Genomic DNA, 18,038 nt, shown 5'->3' on the forward strand with positions numbered 1-18,038 from the left:
TCAGCTTAATAAGGCGGCGCCTTGCGGGCCCGCTGCGCCTTGGCGGCCTCGATCCACCACAGCAGGTCATCGGCAAAGCGCGGGAACGAGCGCTCCAGTGCCTTGCCGCCCTCGCCGATCGGCTCGCTCTCGGCCGACAGCGTCTGCGCGATCGGGCCGACGCCGATGGTGCTCGACACCACGACCATGCCCATCTCCGACAGCGTGCCATGCCAGGCGGTCGAGGCGCGTGCGCCGGACAGTCGGCCGGCGGAGTAGCTCACGATCGCGGCCGGGCGCCAGAACCACTCTTCCAGGAAGTGATCGGTGAGGTTCTTCAGGCCGGGCTGGATGCCCCAATTGTATTCGCCGGTGACGAAGACAAAACCGTCGGCGCCGCGGATCTGCCCCGCCAGCTTCTCGAGCGCCTCGGGTGCCGCCCCCTTGGGATATTCCTTGTACATGCGATCGAGCATCGGCAGGCCGATCGCCTTGGCGTCGATGAACTCGACCTCCTCGCCGCGCTGGCGCAGGCGATCGATGACGAAATTCGCAAGGCGGACGCCCATGCGGTCGGAACGGTAGGAGCCGTAGAGGACGAGGATGCGATTGCTCATGGCCGGGACGCTAGCACGAAATGGCGGTACGGCCTCAACCGATTTGCCGCGCTACCGTTGTCGTCCGAGCTCCAGCGTTTGCGACGGCGTCTCGCCGAACTGGTCGCGATAGCTTCTGGAGAAGTCGCTGAGATGCCAGAAGCCGAACGCCAGTGCGACGGCCTTGACGCTGTCGGCACCGGCGAGCAGGCGCTGACGCACCAGCCACAACCGGCGCAGGCGCAAATAGCGATGCAGGCTCATGCCGCGATAGCGGCGGACGACGTCGTGCAGGGTGCGGACGGACAGGTTGAGCTTGCGCGCAATCTCCTCGCTGTAGATCGGCTGCGAGAGGTCGTCGGACAGAAGCGCTCGGATCTCCCGGAAGATCCTGAAGTTGCGCTCGTCATTGGGACGCAGGGTCCATCGCGCGGCAACGACGCTTTCGAACGCGTCGTCGACGGCGCCAAGCAGGGACTCCTTCATGGCTGCAGCCTTCAGCGGCACGTCCGCGCCTCCGATCGGCTCCGACGCGGCAGCCAGCACCTCCCGGACCAGGCTGCGCAGCCGGTTCAGGCTCGCGGCCGTCGTTTCAAATATCTTGAAGCTGGATGTCGCGTGCGGCCAGCCGCGATCCGTCACCTCCGGCCTGAACACCACCGAGGCAATTTGCCGCTCCACCTCCTCGATGGTGGTGTAGGCGGCGCCGCCGCTGCCGATCACGATGACCGGTCGTGCCCGCTGCGAGCCGTTGAAGCGGATGGGCACGTTGAGCTCATCCATCGTGAATCCGATGGCGGTGCAATTCTCGACGAGCTGCGCGTCGACGACGCGGGGAAACGCCCGCGTGAAATTCACGTCGCAACCGGGCAGCGACAGGATGGTCTGCTCGGCCGAAATCCTCCGTACGAAGGGCGTGAACTCGAAATTCAGGCCTCGTATGGCATTCCGAAATTCGTCGACGTCGGAGAAGCGAAATACCCTGGGCGCAATACTGTTCATGGCAATGTGAAACGTCGCGTCGTAACCAACGCGCGTCCGGCGGCGATGCCGGTCCGAGTTTCCCCCTTTCGGTTGTCCCGTTCGACCGAAAGAATCATCCTAATTCGTCTCGTTCAGTTGGCGAGGGTCCCGTTCAAAGGACAAGTCGCCGCATCGAGTCTCGCCGAATTTCGATAGCGTTTCCAGCGCCGCCAGCGGTGCGCTGATACCCCATCGATCAAGCTCTAAATTTCAAATTAACGCCTGTCAGGCGCAATGAAGGTCATTGGATAGTCGCGATTTTTTGAGTCAGGCCCCTGCCATGATGGCAAATTTGCCTGCTGATATTCTGGTTGAGCTGGAACAGGCGGTCGCTAGTTGCCCGCCGGACCGCTGTGCTCGCATCCTCTCGGGCATTGTGCAGTTGCTCACCGGTAGCCCCGACCGGCCTCAGGAATTGCTCGCTGGGGTGGTTGACGGCGTTCTGCTGCGCTTGACGGAACGCGTCGAGGCCAAGGCGCTCGTTCAACTCAGCACGGCGCTTGCCGAGCTCAAGGTCGCCCCGCCCGAGACATTGCTGCGCCTTGCCTCACACGCCGATCCGGACGTGGCCTGTCCTGTCCTCGTCAAATCGCAGGCATTCTCCGCCACCGATCTCGCGACGATCGCGGCCTCGTGCGACGAGCGGCATCAACGCGCGATCGCCGCGCGCAACTCGATCGAGCCTGAAGTGGCCGAGGCGCTGATCAAGCGCGGCGGCCCGATCTGCCTTGCGCTGATCAAGAACCCGGGAACCCAATTCTCCGAGGCAGCTTACGCCGCGCTGATCGCCAGGGCCGATCCGGACGGCGAGATTGCCAAGGCGCTGGTGCTGCGGCCCGACACGCCCGACCTGGTCGTCCGGAAGCTGCTCTCCCAGAAGGCGCCGGCCCCGAAGGCGCCGGCCAAGGCCAACGCATCCACCATTCCGCCCGCACAACACGCCGCGCCGGTTCCGCCCAAGCTGCCCTGCCCGGCCGACTATGCGAGCGCGAGGCCGGAGATCGTCGCCCTCAGCCGCGTCGGCAAGCTCAACGATTCCACCGTCAACCGCTTCACGATCCGCGGCGAGACGGCCAATCTGTTCACGGCGCTCTCGGTGCTCTCGGGCGCTCCGATCGAGATCGTCGAGCATGTCATGACCGATGACGATTGCGAGGGCCTCGTCATGGCCTGCCGGGCCGCACGGCTGAACTGGGCCACTACGCTTGCGATCCTGAGCAACCGCAGCGGCTCACGGCTCTCCTTCGTCGAGCGCGAACGGGCGCAGCAGATTTTCGAAACGCTTCTCTTGTCGACCAGCCAATGGACAGTGCGCTGGGGGGAAATTGCAGCGAGTGCCAACCCAAGCGATGCGGGACATCGCGGCACAAAAATGGGGGTTAACCGATGAGGTTCGACGGTCGAAAGGCGCTTCGCGTACGGATGGATCACAAGCAGGCCGTCAATCTGATGGGCTCCGACGGCACCTGGCGACGTAGTTGCTTCCTGCTCGACGTGTCGCAAAGTGGCGCCAAGATCGAGGTCGAAGGGACGCTCGACGTGCTCCAGGCCAAGGAATTCTTCATGCTGCTGTCATCGACGGGGCTTGCCTACCGGCGGTGCGAATTGGTGTGGATCGACGGCACCATGGCCGGCGTGCACTTCATCACCGCTGACGGCAAGAAGAAGCCGGCGAGCGCAAAGGCGGCCGCCGCGCCAAACTCCACGCCGAGCAAATAGGCTCCAGAATTCATCGAGCTCATTCAACGTCATCATAGTCCGGTCCGCCGTGCAGAGTGCCCGAACCATATCCAGCCCCGCCAAAAACGACGGCGGCGTCCGAATGACGGAAGCGATTCGCCCGTTTGTGCATGTGCTGGCCGATTCGTCCGACAAACTGGCGGGCGTCTGCTCGGCCCTCGAACGGCAATTTACCGTCGCCGGCGAACGACTCGATGCGGAAGCCAAGCTGTCACAAGTGCCATTCGCGGTCGTCGTTCGCGCGGAGCTGCGTGACGTCGGCACCATCGCGGCCATCAAGAAGCGCGCCGGCAAGCTGGCGAAAGCCACGAAGCGCATCTTCCTCGTCGAGCACTCGTCTCACGTCGGCATCTCGCAGGCCTACGCACTCGGCGCCACCCTCGTTCTTCCTGGGGCTCTCAACAAGAGCAAGCTGCTGGCAGCGCTGGCTGACCCGGCCGAACCGGCCTCTGCTGGCTCAAGTGACGCAGCGCAACCGGACAACGCCGTCGAAGCCGCGGCGACCGCCATCGCGTCGATGTTCACGGCCGTCACGCTCGGCGAGCCCCTCGACGTCGACGGCACGAAGGAAGGGGGCCGCAGGATCGCCGACCGCATCACCGAGCACGGCCTGTCCGAATGGCTTGCCACGGTGCGGCGTCACCATGAGGGAACCTACCAGCATTGCCTGCTCGTGACCGGCGTGGCGATCGACTTCGGACTGAGCCTCGGCGTCGGACGAACCGATCTCGAGCGGCTGTATTCCGCAGCCATGTTCCACGACATCGGCAAGGCGCAGATTCCGCTTGCGATCCTCGACAAGCCCGGCCGCCTCGACACCGACGAACGCGCCATGATCGAGAAGCATCCGGCAGCGGGTTACGAGTTTCTGAAGGATCACGAGAAAATCTCGCCCGAGATTCTCGACGCCGTGCGGCATCATCACGAATATCTAGACGGGAGCGGTTATCCCGACGCGCTGTGCGGCGAGAGCATCAATGACATCGTCCGCATTCTGACGATCTCGGACATCTTCGCCGCGCTGATCGAACACCGGCACTACAAGCCGACAATGCCGCGCACCGAGGCCTACAACATTCTTTGCGGGATGACCGGAAAACTCGAGAAGGCGCTCGTAACCTCGTTCAAGGACGTTGCGCTCACGCGATGACCGCGCAGGCTGGGCGATCCCGCAGCGAGGACCTCGTCACGAACCGCGCTTAGTGCGTGGCCCGGTATTTGGCGCGGTGCGGAATCGACCGGGAGGCCAGTCCTTCCGCAAGCAGCTTCATGTCCTCGCGTCTGCCACTCCGGATCAGCTTGCCGAGCTCATCGGGTGTGAAGGGCAGATTTGGATCATCATCAATCGGATACCGCTGTCGCGGACCGAAGAACCGTCGAACCAGGCTAGCCAGCCGCCGCATGTCGATTCCCTCGCGCCAGCAACAAACCTTTCACTCCGCGTATTGTTCCTCCCGCGCGATCGAGATTGCAAGAGGCCACCAACGGCTCAGCATCAAAAAAATCGACGAGAGAATAATCTCCTCTCCTCCACCTCAGCCGGCTCTCCGCGTTAGTCGGCTCGCAGCGTCAGCCGGCTGTGCGCATCAGTGACTTCCCGCACTAGTCGGCAAAGCCGACATAACGCACGAAATCGTCGTTGCCCTCGCGATCGGAGCGCACGGCGTTCGCGGCGAAGCTGTCGTCGGGATACCCCATCGCCACACATGTCATGATGACTTCGTCTTCCGGAATCTTCGCGACCTCGCGCACGATGTCGGAGCGCATGATGCCCTGCCCGTTGATCACCGAACCGAGACCGCGGTCCCAGGCCGCGAGCACGATGCCGTAGCAGAGCGCACCGAGATCGAAATGGCAGACCGCGCCGGGATCCAGCACGCGGTCATAGGTCAGCACCAGCGAGACCGGCGCGTCGAACTGGCGGAAGCCGCGCAGCACCCAGTCCTGCCGCATCGGCTTGTCGTCGCGCTCGATCCCCATCGCGCCGAACAGCTTCTTGGCGATGTCGACCTGCCGGGTGCGATGAATGCCCTGGTATTCGCCATGGCTGATGATATCGCGCTTGACCTTGGCGCCGCCGACCATCTCCTCCATGTTGCGGCGGCGCAACTCTTCAAGCGGAGGGCCTGTGAGCACATGCACATGCCAGGGCTGGGTGTTCATCGACGACGGCGCGCGCTTGGCGCTCTCGATGATCGCCTCGATCACCGCGCGCGGCACCGGCTGCTGCTTGAAACCGCGCACGCTGCGGCGCGACTGGACCAGCGTTTCGAATTCCAACTCTTGACCTCCCTGACCGTTCATTCCGCGGCATTGCAATTGTAACGCGTAACCGGTTGCCGATGCGGTACGCCAAATCTATGCTACCCCGCAAGCAAGACCAAGAACCCAGCGAGGACCTGCAAATGCCCGCACCGCTCGATCCCGTCATCGCCCAGATCATTCCGCTGCTGCCGCTGCGCGATCCCACCACGATGACGCCACAGAGCGCGCGCGATGCCTTGCGCGCACTGGCTGCCTCGCGTGCGGATGTGCCGCCGCCCCCCGTCGACACGGTGCAGGATATCAAGGTGAAAGGCGGCGCCGGGCCGCTCGATGCACGTGTCTATCGCGTCGGCCCCAATCCTGCGCCAACCGTAGTCTTCTTCCACGGCGGCGGCTGGGTCGCGGGCGATCTCGAAACCCACGACCGGCAGGCGCGCAATCTCGCGATCGAAACCGGCGCGGTCGTCGTCTCCGTCGATTATCGGCGCCCGCCGGAAACGCGCTTTCCCGGCGCCTTCGAGGACGCGTTCGCCGCTGCGAGTGACATCTTCAACCGCGTCGCGGAATTTGGCGGCGATGCAAAGCGTCTCGGCGTTGCCGGCGACAGCGCCGGCGGCAATCTCGCAGCCGCCACCGCGATCGCCTGCCGCGACGCCGGCATCACGCTCGCGGCGCAACTGCTGGTCTATCCCGTGACCGACGTCGTCGGGGGCTACGCGGATGCGCGCGAGAACGCGCCCTATCCGTCACGTACCGAGAATGCCGACGGCTATTTTCTGACACGCGCGACGATGGAATGGTTTTGTGGCCACTATCTCGCCGATCCCAAGGGTGCCGCCGACTGGCGGGTCTCGCCGCTCCGCGCCGCTTCGCTCAAAGGGCTCGCGCCCGCGATCGTGACCACCGCATGGTTCGATCCGTTGCGCGACGAAGGCACGGCCTATGCACGGGCGCTGGAGGCCGCCGGCGTCCGCGTCAAGCACCATGAGGGCCCCGGCCTGATCCACGGCTATTTCGGCCTTGGCGATGCTTCCGCGGCCGCGAAGGCCGAGGCGCAACGCGCACGGGCCGATTTCAAGACACTGCTCGCGCGCGGAATCTGAACCGCAGATGAATGGAAAAATCCGCGACATCGGTCGTGGCGCGCATCGATCCTGCTTGATTGCGCCACGATTCGCGGCTCCAATCCGCTCGGTAATTTTGTCCTAGGGAGACACCCATGATGAAGCGGATTTTTCTCGCAGCGATCGTCGCCACCTTTGCAGCGGGCTCGGCCTTCGCGGAGGACACCTGCGAGAGCAAGGCGGTCGGCAAGGACGGCAAGGCACTCGCCGGCGCCGCCAAGACCTCGTTCATGAAGAAGTGCAAGGCCGACGCTTGCACGCCCAAGGCCGTCAGCGCCGACGGCAAGCCGCTTGCCGGTGCCGCCAAGAACAGCTTCATGAAGAAGTGCGAAGTCGGCGCCTGATCGCTGCTGGTTCGCCACTGCTGCACGGACACTCTGCAACTCCGTCGTGCCCGGGCCTGTCCCGGGCATCCACATATGTGTGTCCGTGCGGCACAGATCAGATGGCCGGGCCAAGTCGAAAGCACGAACGTCCTCTGGTAACATCGTCGTCAAGCCGTTCGAATTAACCACCAATTCGATCCAATTTTAATAAGACAACAACGCTGCTTGTTAGCGTGAGCCGCACAGATCAACGTGCGGGAATTGCCGTTTTCCGGATATCGGCGGGACCGGGAAAGTGACTTCGTCGAGTGCGATCGTCTTTCATTGGGAGCATCTCGCCATGATCGAACGTCGTGCAATGAAGCGCATACCGATCAACCGGGCCGCGCGGCTATCGTTTGGTGAAATTCACGGGACTCATCCGTGCTTGGTGCGCGATATCAACGCCTTGGGTGCCCGCATTTCCACGCCGTACTACATATTTGCCGACGAGTTTGTGTTGTCGTTCGACGGCCATTCCGGAATTTTCTACTGCCGCGTCGTATGGAAAAAGGAGACGCTCTGCGGCGTTTTATTCCTCCTGCGTCGTCGCTCGCCAAAAGCAGCGAACGATTCCGGCGCGCCCGCAAATGTGGTGCGACTTGATCGCCGGCTCGTGTGCCGCGGCGGGGTCTTTAGCCCGGAAGTATCGACCTGACTCCTCGCCCGCGCGGGTGCATATTGCAGCGGTAGGGCGTCGCGAGGTGACCGAATGAAACGCCGCAATTTTGTCGCGCTTCTCGGCGCTGCGGTGACCGTCATGCCCCTCGCGGCCCACGCGCAGCAACCCGCGGTGCCGCGGGTTGGCTATGTCTGGGGTGGCGTTCGCGGGACGGACTTGTACTACCAGACCGGCTTCCGTCAGGGACTTGCGGACCTGGGATATGTCGTGGGGCGCAACCTGCTGCTCGAAGAACGCTACGCCGACGGAGAGCCGGAGCGCGTTCCCGCATTGATCGCTGAACTCCTCACGCTCAACGTCGATGTTCTCGTGACTCCAGGCACACCAATTTCGCAGGCTGCGCAACGTGCAACGTCCACGGTGCCGATCGTCTGCATGAGCGGAGATCCGGTCAGAGCCGGTCTTGTGGCAAGCCTTGCCCGACCAGGCGGCAATATCACCGGGCTGTCGCAGCTCTCGGGCGAATACGGTGTCAAGTGGGTGGAACTGCTGAAGGAGGCGGCACCGAAAGTGCGCCGTGTCGCAGTGTTGTGGAATCCTGACAATCCGACGACCGCCAACCAAGTCGAACTCATGCAGAAAGCGGCGCCCGGTCTCGGTATCGAGCTGACGGCTCTCTCGATACGGCGCGCGGACATCGACAACAGCTTCGCCGCGCTTGGGGAGAGAGGCTTCGATGGTCTCGTCGTCACCGACGATCCATCGCTGATACCCCTCGTTCCCCGCCTGATCGAGTTCACTGCAGAGCGGCGCTTGCCGGCGATCTATCCATTCCGCGACTCGGCTCAGAGAGGAGGACTGATGTCGTACTCGGCCAACCTTTTCAAACTATGGCAACGTGCTGCAAGCTATGTTGATCGCATTCTGAAAGGGGCCCGTCCGGCGGAGCTTCCCGTCCAGCAGACGACGGATGTGATCCTGAATATCAACCTCAAGACCGCCAAGGCTCTTGGTCTCGACATTCCCATGACGCTGTCCGCCCGAGCCGACGAGGTGATCGAATAGCAACGGAAATGCTGCGCGCGAAAATTGCGCTTGGGAGACTGTCGCCGGGCGCATCAGTACGGGGTTGATGAACGCAAGCGGCCGCCTGATAGCCTCGCCTGCGGTCGCTGCCAATACGGGTTGTCCACGCACATCGCGGAAAGTCCGATCGCAGACGCTCGGCATTGATCCCATGACGTATAAGCGCACTCGAAATAGGTGCTGCCACCCCACTCCCATCTCTGAAGGCAGACGGGGTGGCTGGGATCGTAGGTTTGGGCTGTAGCCGAGGCGATCGCCAGGATCGCCGCACTGCCCAGGATTAGCCAACGGAGCATCCGCATCGCCGCCTCCTCCAAATGGATCATCCAAGCTTTCCGGTTCGACCGCCGCTCATGTGGAGACGGGAGACGCTTGCGACGCTTCATAGCTCCTGCGTCGTCGCTCGACGAAAGCGGCGAACGAGTCCCTCGTGCCCACATCGGCACCTCTGCGCTCGCCCCGGGCCGGCGGACATAACTCATCCGATAAGTGGCCCTGAGCCTTGCTCGGAAAGACCCTGCAGCCGCCATCCTGCAATATCACTGGTCTTTCCGCATTGCTCGCAATTCAGGTGAGAGCATCCCCTAGCTCGTCCCCGCTGAACGTTCTCGCGGGAGGCTTCACATCCGCAGCGCGGGCAAGCTAGCGCCGCGCGCCCGCATCCAGGGCTTGCGAGCAAGAAACTGGCGAAGTTCGATACGCGGTCGACGATCCTTCTGATCAATTTGGATTATCCAAACGACGGCCCCGGACTTGGGTTGAGTGTGAGGTTCCGGGACCGTCATCGAGGCGCGGACCGCAGCCCACCCGCGCACTGCCAGTAACGTGGATGTCCGCGCGACGAACAATTGTCTTCTGGTACAATCCCACTGCGCGTCATCATGCCCGCTAGCGGGCATTGCGGTGCTCGGAGCCGATAGCCAATCCTGGCCCGTCAGCGAAATATCGATGCCTCTCAACCAGGTCCGCCTGATGGGCCGCAGCGCACTGGATATCTCGCGCCGAACTCTTCGCATTTGCCCTGTACCGAAGACCTTTGATCTGGATCAAGGAGTCGAACTATCGATGCAATCTCAACTTGGGCGATAGGCGACGTTCGGAACCATCGACGCCTGTCACATCAAATTCGCGAATTAGGGGGCAACCAACAGACCTGCAACGTAGTGGAGAGACCGCCATGGCCGTCAATCTCATTTCAGCTGCACAACAGCTCCTGACCCCTGAAGTCATTGCGCAGATTTCCTCCTTTCTTGGGATGGACCGAAGCGCGACGCAGAAGGCCGCAATAGCGGCCATCCCGACAATACTGGCCAGCCTGTCGGATCTGGTCGGAACCCCGGCCGGCGCCAATCAACTGTCAAAACTGCTGTCACAACAGCAAGGCAGCAATCCCATGGATATGTTGCGCAACGCCGGCGCCCCGGACCTGGCTCAGACGGGTTCGAGCATGTTGTCCGGACTGCTTGGAGGCCGAACCATGGATACCATGGCCCAGGCGATCGGGAGTTTCGCGGGAATGGGCGATGGCGGCGGCAAGTCGTTACTCGCCGTGGTCGGGCCGCTGGTCCTGGGTATGCTCGGCAAGCAGCAGCATGACGCCGGGATGGATGCAAACGGACTGGCATCGCTTCTGCGCTCGCAGAAAGATCAGATCATGGCGGCGATTCCATCGGGCCTCAGTGATCAACTCGGCGCCGCGGGCCTGATCGACAAGGCACGCAGTGGAATGGCCTCGGCCGCCGCCACAGGGAGCCGGATCGCCGGCGTTTCCGGCGCCACTGGCGCGAGCCAGGCCGCCATGGCCGCCGGCCGGTCGCAATGGCCATATTGGCTCGCCGCGCTCGTTATCGTTGCCGGGCTTGCCATATATGCGCTTCAGCGTCCGACCGAGCCGACGGTCGCTCAGAGTACAAACATTACGCGGCCCTCAACCGGAACTGTGGGCATGGCGCCCGCGGATCTGACCGTTGACGGCGTGAATCTGGCGAACCAGGTCAATTCGTCCCTTGGTACGCTGCAGGCTCAACTGCCGACCATCACCGATGAAGCTAGCGCGCAGGCGGCCCTGCCGAAGATCAACGACGCCATCTCACAGCTGGATGGCGTCACGGCACGAGCTGCCAAGCTTTCTCCGGAAGCGCGACGCGCGCTTGCCAAGCTGATCGTCGCGGCGGCGCCGGCCATCAATCAGATGTGCGACAAGGTCTCGGCGACACCGGCCGGCACGATCGCAAAGCCAGTGATCGACAATCTTCGTGCCAAGCTCGACCAGTTGGCGAAAGCCTGAAAGCCAGAGACGTCACACGCAATAAACTCGCCACACTTCAGGACGGGACGTGTTTCCCACCCTCCCGTCCTGCAAGATGAAAGGAGAAGACTCCATGGCCGACAAGACCAGTTTCACCAAGGATGAATGGGCGCTCCTCCTGAGAAGCCCGATGAATGCTGGAATGGCCATTACGGCTGCCGAACCGAGCGGATTGTTTGGCCTTCTGAAGGAATCATTTGCTGGCGGCACCGCGCTCGCCCAGGCGGCCACCGATCCCAATGCCAACCCCTTGGTAAAGGCTGTGGTCGCCGACTTCCAGACGAGCGACGGCCGGGCCGCGGCTCATGACGGGTTGAAGGCGGAGCTCGGCAAGAGCACGCCGGCCGAGATCAAGACCAAGACAATCGCATCGTTGCATGAAGTCACGGCGCTGCTTGCTGCGAAAGCTCCGGATGATGCCGCGGCTTTCAAGGGCTGGCTGCGTCAGATTAGTCAAAAGACGGCTGAGGCTGCATCGGAAGGCGGAGGGTGGTTCGGTGGGGGCGTTCAGGTCAGCGACGCCGAGAAAGCAACCCTCGGCGAAATCTCCAGCGCGCTTGGCATCTGATCTCGGTGGGCCGCACGGCCCACCTCTACGCGCCCTGCACCATTGGTTTGCGGGATGCCAGAGCCGCTGGCTTCCCCAAGGCCAGCGGCTGTTCTTTGCGGCGATGTGCGGGCAGTTGGGCAAATTCTCGTTGCGCGTCGGCTGGGCGCTGACCGAAATGGCAACTCCGCTGCCTTCCACGGCAACGTTGACATATGTCAAAGCCGGCAATTCCTGGAACCGAACTACTCCAACCAGCTGAGGCGCTGGGGGGGCCATCATGAAACGATGGAGCGGTCAACCTGCACTGCTCGCTGCTACCGCGATTGCTGCATCATGCATCGCATTCGATGGTGGAATTGACTCTGCGCATGCGAAGTTCGGTCGAATAACGAAGTCGGCGATTGTCCCTGGCGCAACGCCACTGGAAGTGCATGACCATACCCGCGACGCAAACGGTTCGCCAAACGCCAACGACCTCCCCTCGCTTGCCACGAAATCACCGCGACGGCGTCAGCGCGCAGCAGGGCAAGGCCCGAAAGCTCACGGCGACATTCGGCGAGCAACGCATCGGAAGAGCAACCATCAGCATGCATTTCATAAAAAGCATCCCAGAAGGGAAACCCCACTGTTTGGGCTTGCGAGTTTCTACTCGGAAGACCAGATGACCGCGAGCGGCGAGAGGTTCAACAAGCATGCGCTGCATGCGGCGCATCCGTCCTTGCCTTTCGGAACGCGCCTGCGCGTGACTAATGTCTTGAACAAAAAGTCCGTGATCGTGAGAGTCAACGACCGCGGTCCATTTGTTCATGGACGCATCATCGACGTTACATCGGGTGCGGCCGCAGCCCTTGGAATGATCAAGATCGGCGTGGTCAATGTCACGCTTGAAATCGTTCGATAATGGCCGCCAATTTCATATATCGACGGCGGCCGGGCCGTGATCAATACGGCGGGAAAGGACTGATTTGGGCGTACACGGCCTAGTCCCGCTTGAACCGATAGTCGAACGCCCCATCCAGCGGCTTGATCAGCCCGACCGTCGGAGCCGGAAAATGGATCGGCAGGATCAGCGTGTCGGTGTCCGCAACGGAGGCGAATAACTTTCGTCGCGACACCGCCGACTGCCTGGCATCCCAATCCGGCTTCGCCGACCAGTCCGGCTCGCGGCACTGGATCTGGTGATGCATGAGATCGCCCGCGACCACCGCGCGGCGCCCCTTCGAAAAGATATTCACGCAGCAATGACAAGGTGAGTGCCCCGGCGTCGGCGTCAGCGTGACGGTGTCATCGAGCGCGTAGTCGTCGTCCACCAGCAGCGCCTGCCCGGCCTCGACGATCGGCAGGCAGTTGTCGCGGAAGACGGTGCCGGGCGGGTTGTTGCCTTTGGCATTCTCCGCCTCCCAGGCCGCGTACTCGCCCTTGTGAAAGACGTACTTTGCATTCGGAAACGTCGGCACCCAGCGCCCGTCGCGCAAGGTCGTATTCCAGCCGGTGTGATCGATGTGCAGATGCGTGCAGAAGACGTAGTCGATCTGCTCGAAAGAGATGCCGAGCGCGAACAATTCGTTGCGCCAGCGCACCTTGCCGGGAAAGTCGAACGGCGGCGGATGGCCCTTGTCCTCGCCGGTGCAGGTGTCGACGAGGATGGTGTAGCGCGGCGTGCGCACCACGAAGGTCTGATAGGTGATCACCATCATGCCGCGCGCGGCATCGAACACCTCCGGCTCCATCGTCGGCAGATGACGGGCGAACACGCCCTCGTCATAGGCCGGGAAGAAATCCTGCGGCCGCCGCCACGGCCCTTCCCGCTCGATCACCGCATCGATGGTGATGTCGCCGATCCGCAGTTGCTTCACGCGTCTCCTCCCGCTTTTTCTTCAGCGTAACGAGCGAGTTCGCAGTGCTCAAGGCTCATATGCGCATGTCTGTGCGGCCGGGACCTTGATTTCGGTGTGACGTGACCACAGCCACGCCGCGTTATCTCAACGACGCACACACGTCGCCGAGGCGTCACACGCGCGTCGTGGGCCACGCTCGATAATCCCCGCGTCATTCCAGGTCAAACCCGCGCAGGTTGCGCAGCAAGAAACATGGGGCACCACGTGGACATGAAGGCGCTCTTCTCCCTGATCTCGTCGATATCGCTCGCCGCATCGCTGGCTGGCACCGCAATTCCGGCGCACGCCGATCAGGACGACAACGGCCGCGACCGCGGCTTCGACAATTCCAGGGATCGCGACCACGATCGCGACCATCATCACGGACACCGCTCGCCGCCGGTAGTCGTCATCTCGCTCGACGGTGCAAAGCCCGATTTCATCCAGCAATTTATCGACGAAGGCGTACTGCCGCGCGACGGCGCTCTGGCGCGGCTGAGCCGCCATGGCGCGGTGGCGCAGCAAAACATCACGGCGTCGCCGTCACTTACCGCCGTCTCGCATATCGAGATCGCCACCGGCTCGACCGCCGTCCACAACGACATTCCCTCGAACACCTATCAGGCGATCGTCGGGCCGGTTACGTCGAGCCTCAGCGGTTTCGCCGCGCCGATCGGCGGCTATCGCGAGAGCCCGCTCGGGCCCTCGCCGCGTCCGACGGCATTGCCGCTGTGGGTGCAACTGCGCCAGCAGGGCAGGAAAGTCGTCACTGCGACGTGGCCGGGCGGCGACGGCGCCGACATCTCGATCAACGGCACGGTGGTGCAACCGGCCCAGCCGATCCGCATCACCGACTACACCGTGCCGTTCGGCGCATTCGGCGGTATCGGCGCCCAGGGCTTTTCGCTCACATCGGCGGACCTCGCCGCCGATCCGGCCGTGGCCACGGCCCTCCAGGCGGCTGGCCGCTTCTCGTTCAGCCCGGTGCTGGCAACCTCCGCGCCGATCGAGACGTTCTCATGCGCATCCGCTCCGACCGCAACCTGCACCAACGCGGCTACCCAGGACATCAAATATGCGATCCGGGTAGCGGCGCTCGACACCACCAATGACAGCAGGGTGAACTACGACACGCTTGTGTTCTTCGACGCCACGCGCGGCATTACGGCTGGACCGTTCAAGCCCCCGGCGACCGGACCGGCCTATGCGAAGTTCGGTGGCGAGAACGCGCCGTTCTTCTTCGACGGCAGCGGCGCCAAGGTCGGTGCGGCCTACTTCGTCTCGCAGCTCGCGCCCGATCTCTCGGTGGTGCGCTTCGCCCGTTACGGCGCCAACTTCATTCCGCGCAACGCACCGGTCCTGACCGACGTCGACGACATCAACAACACTATCGGCTTCTGGCGTCCGCAGGCCGACTTCCGCATTCCGGAGCGGCTGAGCCCGGGCTTCACCAATTTCCCGGACATCGAGATCGAGGCGATGTTCGAGGACATGGTCAAGACCTTCGTGCGCTATCAGGCGGATATCGGCGAGCGCGCCATCCTGAACAATCCCGACGCCGATCTCGTGATGGTCTATATCGAGCAGCCCGACGGCTCCGAGCATCAGTTCCTGCTCACCGACCCGCGCCAGGGCACCAACCCGAAGGACCCGAACTCGATCGGGGCCAACCAGGACGCAGCCAAGGTCGCCCGCTACAAGTCCTACATTCGCTTCGCCTATCAGACCGCGGACAAGGCGGTGAAGCGGATCGCCGATGCCGCAGGGCCGGACAGCAACGTCATCGTCGTGTCGGACCACGGCTTTGCGCCGTTCCACACCTCGGTCAGCATGGCCAATATCCTGAAGAACGCCGGCATCGACACCACCAAGGTGGCGATCCGCACCTCCGGTCCGGCGGCCAACATCTACGTCAACCTGCAACAGCGCGAACAGGGTGGCACCGTCGATCCTGCCACCTACAAGTCGCTGGTGACGCAGATCACCGAGGCCGTGAGGAATGCCGTCGATCCCAACCCCAAATTCAACGCTTCGCTCGAGGACGGGCGGCTGTTCACGGTGGTCGAGACCCGCCCGCTACAATGCGAGGCCGGGCTCGGACAGTGCACCAGCAAGACCATCGGTCAGGACTTTGGCGACGTATTCGCGCTGATGGCCCCGGGGTACAATTTCGACGGCATCCAGAGCCCCGGCGTCGCCCGGCTCGGCGATGCTCCGTTCAATGCGGCGACGACCACGCTGTCGATGCCAAACTTCTACGGTGCCCACGGCCACGATCCCAAGCTGCCGGTGATGAGCGCGACCTTCATCGCCGCCGGCCCGCAGATCCGCAACAACACCACGATCCGACGCATGCACAATCTCGACGTCGCGCCGACCATCATGCAGATCCTGGGCGTCAGACCGCACCAGGTCGATGGCGAGGTGCTGCGCGAGATTTTGCGATAGCGATTGAGGGCCACAACGGATGGGTGCTGTACCGCCGCCCATCCCGCTAGTTCATTGCGAGTCTCTCGATTTGGTTGCAGCCCGGATGGAGCGAAGCGCAATCCGGGGCCGGAGCAACTGCATCACGCGACCGCTCGCGTGGAACGAATCCCGGATGGCCCTTCGCTCCATCCGGGCTACGGCTTCCAATTAAGACCGCAACCCCGGCGCTTCCTGCCCGGTGCGCGCGACATATTCGGTGTAGCCGCCGCCGAACTGGTGGATGCCTTCCGGCGTCAGTTCCAGCACGCGGTTCGACAGCGTCGCCAGGAAGTGGCGGTCATGCGAGACGAACAGCATGGTGCCCTCGAAATCCGCCAGCGCCGTGATCAGCATCTCCTTGGTGGCGAGGTCGAGATGGTTGGTCGGCTCGTCCAGCACCAGGAAGTTCGGCGGGTCGAACAGCATCTTGGCCATCACGAGGCGCGCCTTCTCGCCGCCCGACAGTACGCGGCAGCGCTTCTCGACATCGTCGCCGGAGAAGCCGAAACAGCCGGCGAGCGCGCGCAACGACCCCTGCCCCGCGGTCGGAAACTGGTCTTCGAGCGACTGAAACACGGTGCGCTCACCGTCGAGCAGATCCATCGCGTGCTGAGCGAAATAGCCCATCTTGACGCTGCCGCCGACTGCCACCGTGCCCTCGTCCGGCTCGCTCGCACCGGCGATCAGCTTGAGCAGCGTCGACTTGCCGGCGCCGTTGACGCCCATCACGCACCAGCGCTCCCTGCGGCGGATCATGAAATCGAGGCCGTCATAGATGCGCTTGCTGCCGTAACCCTTGTAGACGTTCTTGAGCGCCACGACGTCCTCGCCCGAGCGCGGCGCCGGCGGAAAATCGAATGCCACGGTCTGGCGGCGGCGCGGCGGCTCGACCCGCTCGATCTTGTCGAGCTTCTTCACCCGGCTCTGCACCTGGGCGGCATGAGACGCGCGCGCCTTGAAACGCTCGATGAACTTGATCTCCTTGGCGAGCATGGCCTGCTGGCGCTCGAACTGCGCCTGCTGCTGCTTCTCGTTCTGCGCCCGCTGCTGCTCGTAGAACTCGTAGTCGCCGGTATAGGTCGTGAGCGAGCCGGAATCGATCTCGATCACCTTGGAGATCACGCGGTTGATGAACTCGCGATCATGCGAGGTCATCAGCAGCGTGCCTTCGAAATCGTGCAGGAATTTTTCCAGCCAGATCAGGCTTTCGAGATCGAGATGGTTGCTCGGCTCGTCGAGCAGCATGACGTCGGGGCGCATCAAAAGAATACGCGCCAGCGCCACGCGCATCTTCCAGCCGCCGGAAAGCTTGCCGACATCGCCGTCCATCATCTCCTGGCTGAAGCCGAGGCCGGACAGCGCCTCGCGCGCGCGGCCGTCGAGCGCATAGCCGTCGAGTTCCTCGAACGCGTGCTGCACCTCGCCATAGCGCGCGATGATCTCGTCCATCTGGTCGGCCTTGTCGGGGTCGGCCATCGCGGCCTCGAGCTCGCGCAACTCGGCTGCGACCTCGCTGACGGGACCTGCGCCATCCATCACCTCGGCCACGGCGCTGCGGCCGCTCATCTCGCCGACGTCCTGGTTGAAATAGCCGATCGTGATGCCGCGATCAGTCGAGACCTGCCCCTCGTCGGGCAGTTCCTCACCGGCAATCATCCGGAACAAAGTGGTCTTTCCGGCCCCATTCGGGCCGACGAGCCCGATCTTCTCGCCCTTGTTAAGGGCGGCGGAGGCTTCGATGAACAGGATCTGGTGGCCGGCTTGCTTGCTGACGTTGTCGAGGCGGATCATGGGGTCTTTTTGGGAGGATTTTTTGCGTTGCAGCGTCATAGGCCATGCCGGCCGCCAGGGGAAGCCCGGCCGGGCCCGGATTCCACCCCGCCAGACGCCAGCTTCCTGTAATTCATCCCGACGCGACGCTTCGCGCCCGCTGCCTGCCGTCTCGCTGTCCGCTTCCAGCCGAAGCGCGCTGTGCGAGCGGCAAGGCGTGACGTCCGCCAATGTCCCATATAGCGGACTTGCCGCTACCGCCCG

At 63.2% G+C, this 18,038-nt stretch carries 17 protein-coding genes; 11 read left to right on the forward strand and 6 right to left on the reverse strand.

Annotated features, from left to right (window positions below; genetic code table 11):
- Nucleotides 1–5 precede the first annotated feature (5 nt).
- The gene (locus AB7531_RS25025) at nucleotides 6–596 is read right to left on the reverse strand and encodes an NADPH-dependent FMN reductase (RefSeq protein ID WP_063983604.1); all 591 of its coding nucleotides are present in this window, start codon (nucleotides 594–596) and stop codon (nucleotides 6–8) included.
- Nucleotides 597–647: 51 nt separating this feature from the next.
- Complete coding sequence (locus AB7531_RS25030; protein WP_063983605.1) at nucleotides 648–1,577, reverse strand: AraC family transcriptional regulator; 930 nt, start codon at nucleotides 1,575–1,577, stop codon at nucleotides 648–650.
- Between the two features lie 301 nt (nucleotides 1,578–1,878).
- Here AB7531_RS25030 and AB7531_RS25035 point away from each other — a divergent pair, with 301 nt between their 5' ends.
- From AB7531_RS25035 to AB7531_RS25045, 3 genes are read left to right on the forward strand one after another with little or no spacing between them, the layout of a single operon-like run.
- Entirely contained in the window at nucleotides 1,879–2,988 is a 1,110-nt protein-coding gene (locus AB7531_RS25035) for a DUF2336 domain-containing protein (protein ID WP_063983606.1), read from the forward strand.
- Nucleotides 2,985–3,317 (forward strand): PilZ domain-containing protein, encoded by a 333-nt coding sequence (locus tag AB7531_RS25040; RefSeq protein ID WP_028152715.1) that lies wholly within the window; start codon nucleotides 2,985–2,987, stop codon nucleotides 3,315–3,317. Before AB7531_RS25035 ends, AB7531_RS25040 begins: the two co-directional genes overlap by 4 nt.
- Before the next feature lie 49 nt (nucleotides 3,318–3,366).
- Entirely contained in the window at nucleotides 3,367–4,488 is a 1,122-nt protein-coding gene (locus tag AB7531_RS25045; protein WP_441280149.1) for an HD-GYP domain-containing protein, read from the forward strand.
- A 452-nt stretch (nucleotides 4,489–4,940) separates the two neighbouring features.
- On the opposite strand, the gene AB7531_RS25050 is transcribed toward AB7531_RS25045, so the two are convergent.
- Nucleotides 4,941–5,618 (reverse strand): nitroreductase, encoded by a 678-nt coding sequence (locus AB7531_RS25050; protein ID WP_063986407.1) that lies wholly within the window; start codon nucleotides 5,616–5,618, stop codon nucleotides 4,941–4,943.
- Nucleotides 5,619–5,743: 125 nt separating this feature from the next.
- Here AB7531_RS25050 and AB7531_RS25055 point away from each other — a divergent pair, with 125 nt between their 5' ends.
- The 4 genes from AB7531_RS25055 to AB7531_RS25070 all read left to right on the forward strand — a co-directional run bounded on the left by AB7531_RS25055 (nucleotide 5,744) and on the right by AB7531_RS25070 (nucleotide 8,779).
- A complete protein-coding gene (locus tag AB7531_RS25055; RefSeq protein WP_063986408.1) occupies nucleotides 5,744–6,706 on the forward strand; it encodes an alpha/beta hydrolase in 963 nt (320 codons plus the stop codon).
- A gap of 116 nt (nucleotides 6,707–6,822) precedes the next feature.
- A complete protein-coding gene (locus tag AB7531_RS25060; protein ID WP_063983609.1) occupies nucleotides 6,823–7,071 on the forward strand; it encodes a hypothetical protein in 249 nt (82 codons plus the stop codon).
- A 322-nt stretch (nucleotides 7,072–7,393) separates the two neighbouring features.
- Complete coding sequence (locus AB7531_RS25065; protein ID WP_063986409.1) at nucleotides 7,394–7,750, forward strand: PilZ domain-containing protein; 357 nt, start codon at nucleotides 7,394–7,396, stop codon at nucleotides 7,748–7,750.
- Between the two features lie 54 nt (nucleotides 7,751–7,804).
- Nucleotides 7,805–8,779 (forward strand): ABC transporter substrate-binding protein, encoded by a 975-nt coding sequence (locus tag AB7531_RS25070; RefSeq protein WP_063983610.1) that lies wholly within the window; start codon nucleotides 7,805–7,807, stop codon nucleotides 8,777–8,779.
- Nucleotides 8,780–8,832: 53 nt separating this feature from the next.
- Here AB7531_RS25070 and AB7531_RS25075 read toward each other — a convergent pair whose 3' ends face one another.
- Complete coding sequence (locus AB7531_RS25075) at nucleotides 8,833–9,330, reverse strand: DUF3551 domain-containing protein (protein ID WP_321576634.1); 498 nt, start codon at nucleotides 9,328–9,330, stop codon at nucleotides 8,833–8,835.
- 647 nt (nucleotides 9,331–9,977) lie between these two features.
- Between AB7531_RS25075 and AB7531_RS25080 the strand changes: the two genes are divergently transcribed.
- The 3 genes from AB7531_RS25080 (at nucleotide 9,978) to AB7531_RS25090 (ending at nucleotide 12,559) form a co-directional block, all read left to right on the forward strand.
- Nucleotides 9,978–11,087: a DUF937 domain-containing protein gene (locus AB7531_RS25080; RefSeq protein WP_063983611.1), complete on the forward strand. Its 1,110-nt coding sequence runs from the start codon at nucleotides 9,978–9,980 to the stop codon at nucleotides 11,085–11,087.
- A 94-nt stretch (nucleotides 11,088–11,181) separates the two neighbouring features.
- Nucleotides 11,182–11,676 carry a hypothetical protein gene (locus AB7531_RS25085; protein WP_063983612.1) on the forward strand — a complete coding sequence of 165 codons (495 nt, stop codon included), beginning with the start codon at nucleotides 11,182–11,184 and terminating at the stop codon, nucleotides 11,674–11,676.
- A gap of 259 nt (nucleotides 11,677–11,935) precedes the next feature.
- The gene (locus AB7531_RS25090) at nucleotides 11,936–12,559 is read left to right on the forward strand and encodes a septal ring lytic transglycosylase RlpA family protein (protein WP_354075822.1); all 624 of its coding nucleotides are present in this window, start codon (nucleotides 11,936–11,938) and stop codon (nucleotides 12,557–12,559) included.
- Nucleotides 12,560–12,638: 79 nt separating this feature from the next.
- Here the strand turns inward: AB7531_RS25090 and AB7531_RS25095 are convergent, their stop codons facing one another.
- Nucleotides 12,639–13,514, reverse strand: a complete 876-nt coding sequence (locus AB7531_RS25095) for an MBL fold metallo-hydrolase (RefSeq protein ID WP_063983613.1) — start codon at nucleotides 13,512–13,514, stop codon at nucleotides 12,639–12,641.
- A gap of 234 nt (nucleotides 13,515–13,748) precedes the next feature.
- On the opposite strand from AB7531_RS25095, the gene AB7531_RS25100 reads away from it, so the two are divergent.
- Nucleotides 13,749–15,983, forward strand: coding sequence for an alkaline phosphatase family protein (locus AB7531_RS25100; RefSeq protein WP_441280150.1), 2,235 nt, complete (start codon nucleotides 13,749–13,751; stop codon nucleotides 15,981–15,983).
- A 189-nt stretch (nucleotides 15,984–16,172) separates the two neighbouring features.
- On the opposite strand, the gene AB7531_RS25105 is transcribed toward AB7531_RS25100, so the two are convergent.
- The gene (locus AB7531_RS25105) at nucleotides 16,173–17,795 is read right to left on the reverse strand and encodes an ABC-F family ATP-binding cassette domain-containing protein (protein WP_063983614.1); all 1,623 of its coding nucleotides are present in this window, start codon (nucleotides 17,793–17,795) and stop codon (nucleotides 16,173–16,175) included.
- Nucleotides 17,796–18,038 lie beyond the last annotated feature (243 nt).

Source organism: Bradyrhizobium sp. 63_E2_N1_3 (assembly GCF_052076005.1).
GTDB classification, from domain to species: domain Bacteria; phylum Pseudomonadota; class Alphaproteobacteria; order Rhizobiales; family Xanthobacteraceae; genus Bradyrhizobium; species Bradyrhizobium barranii.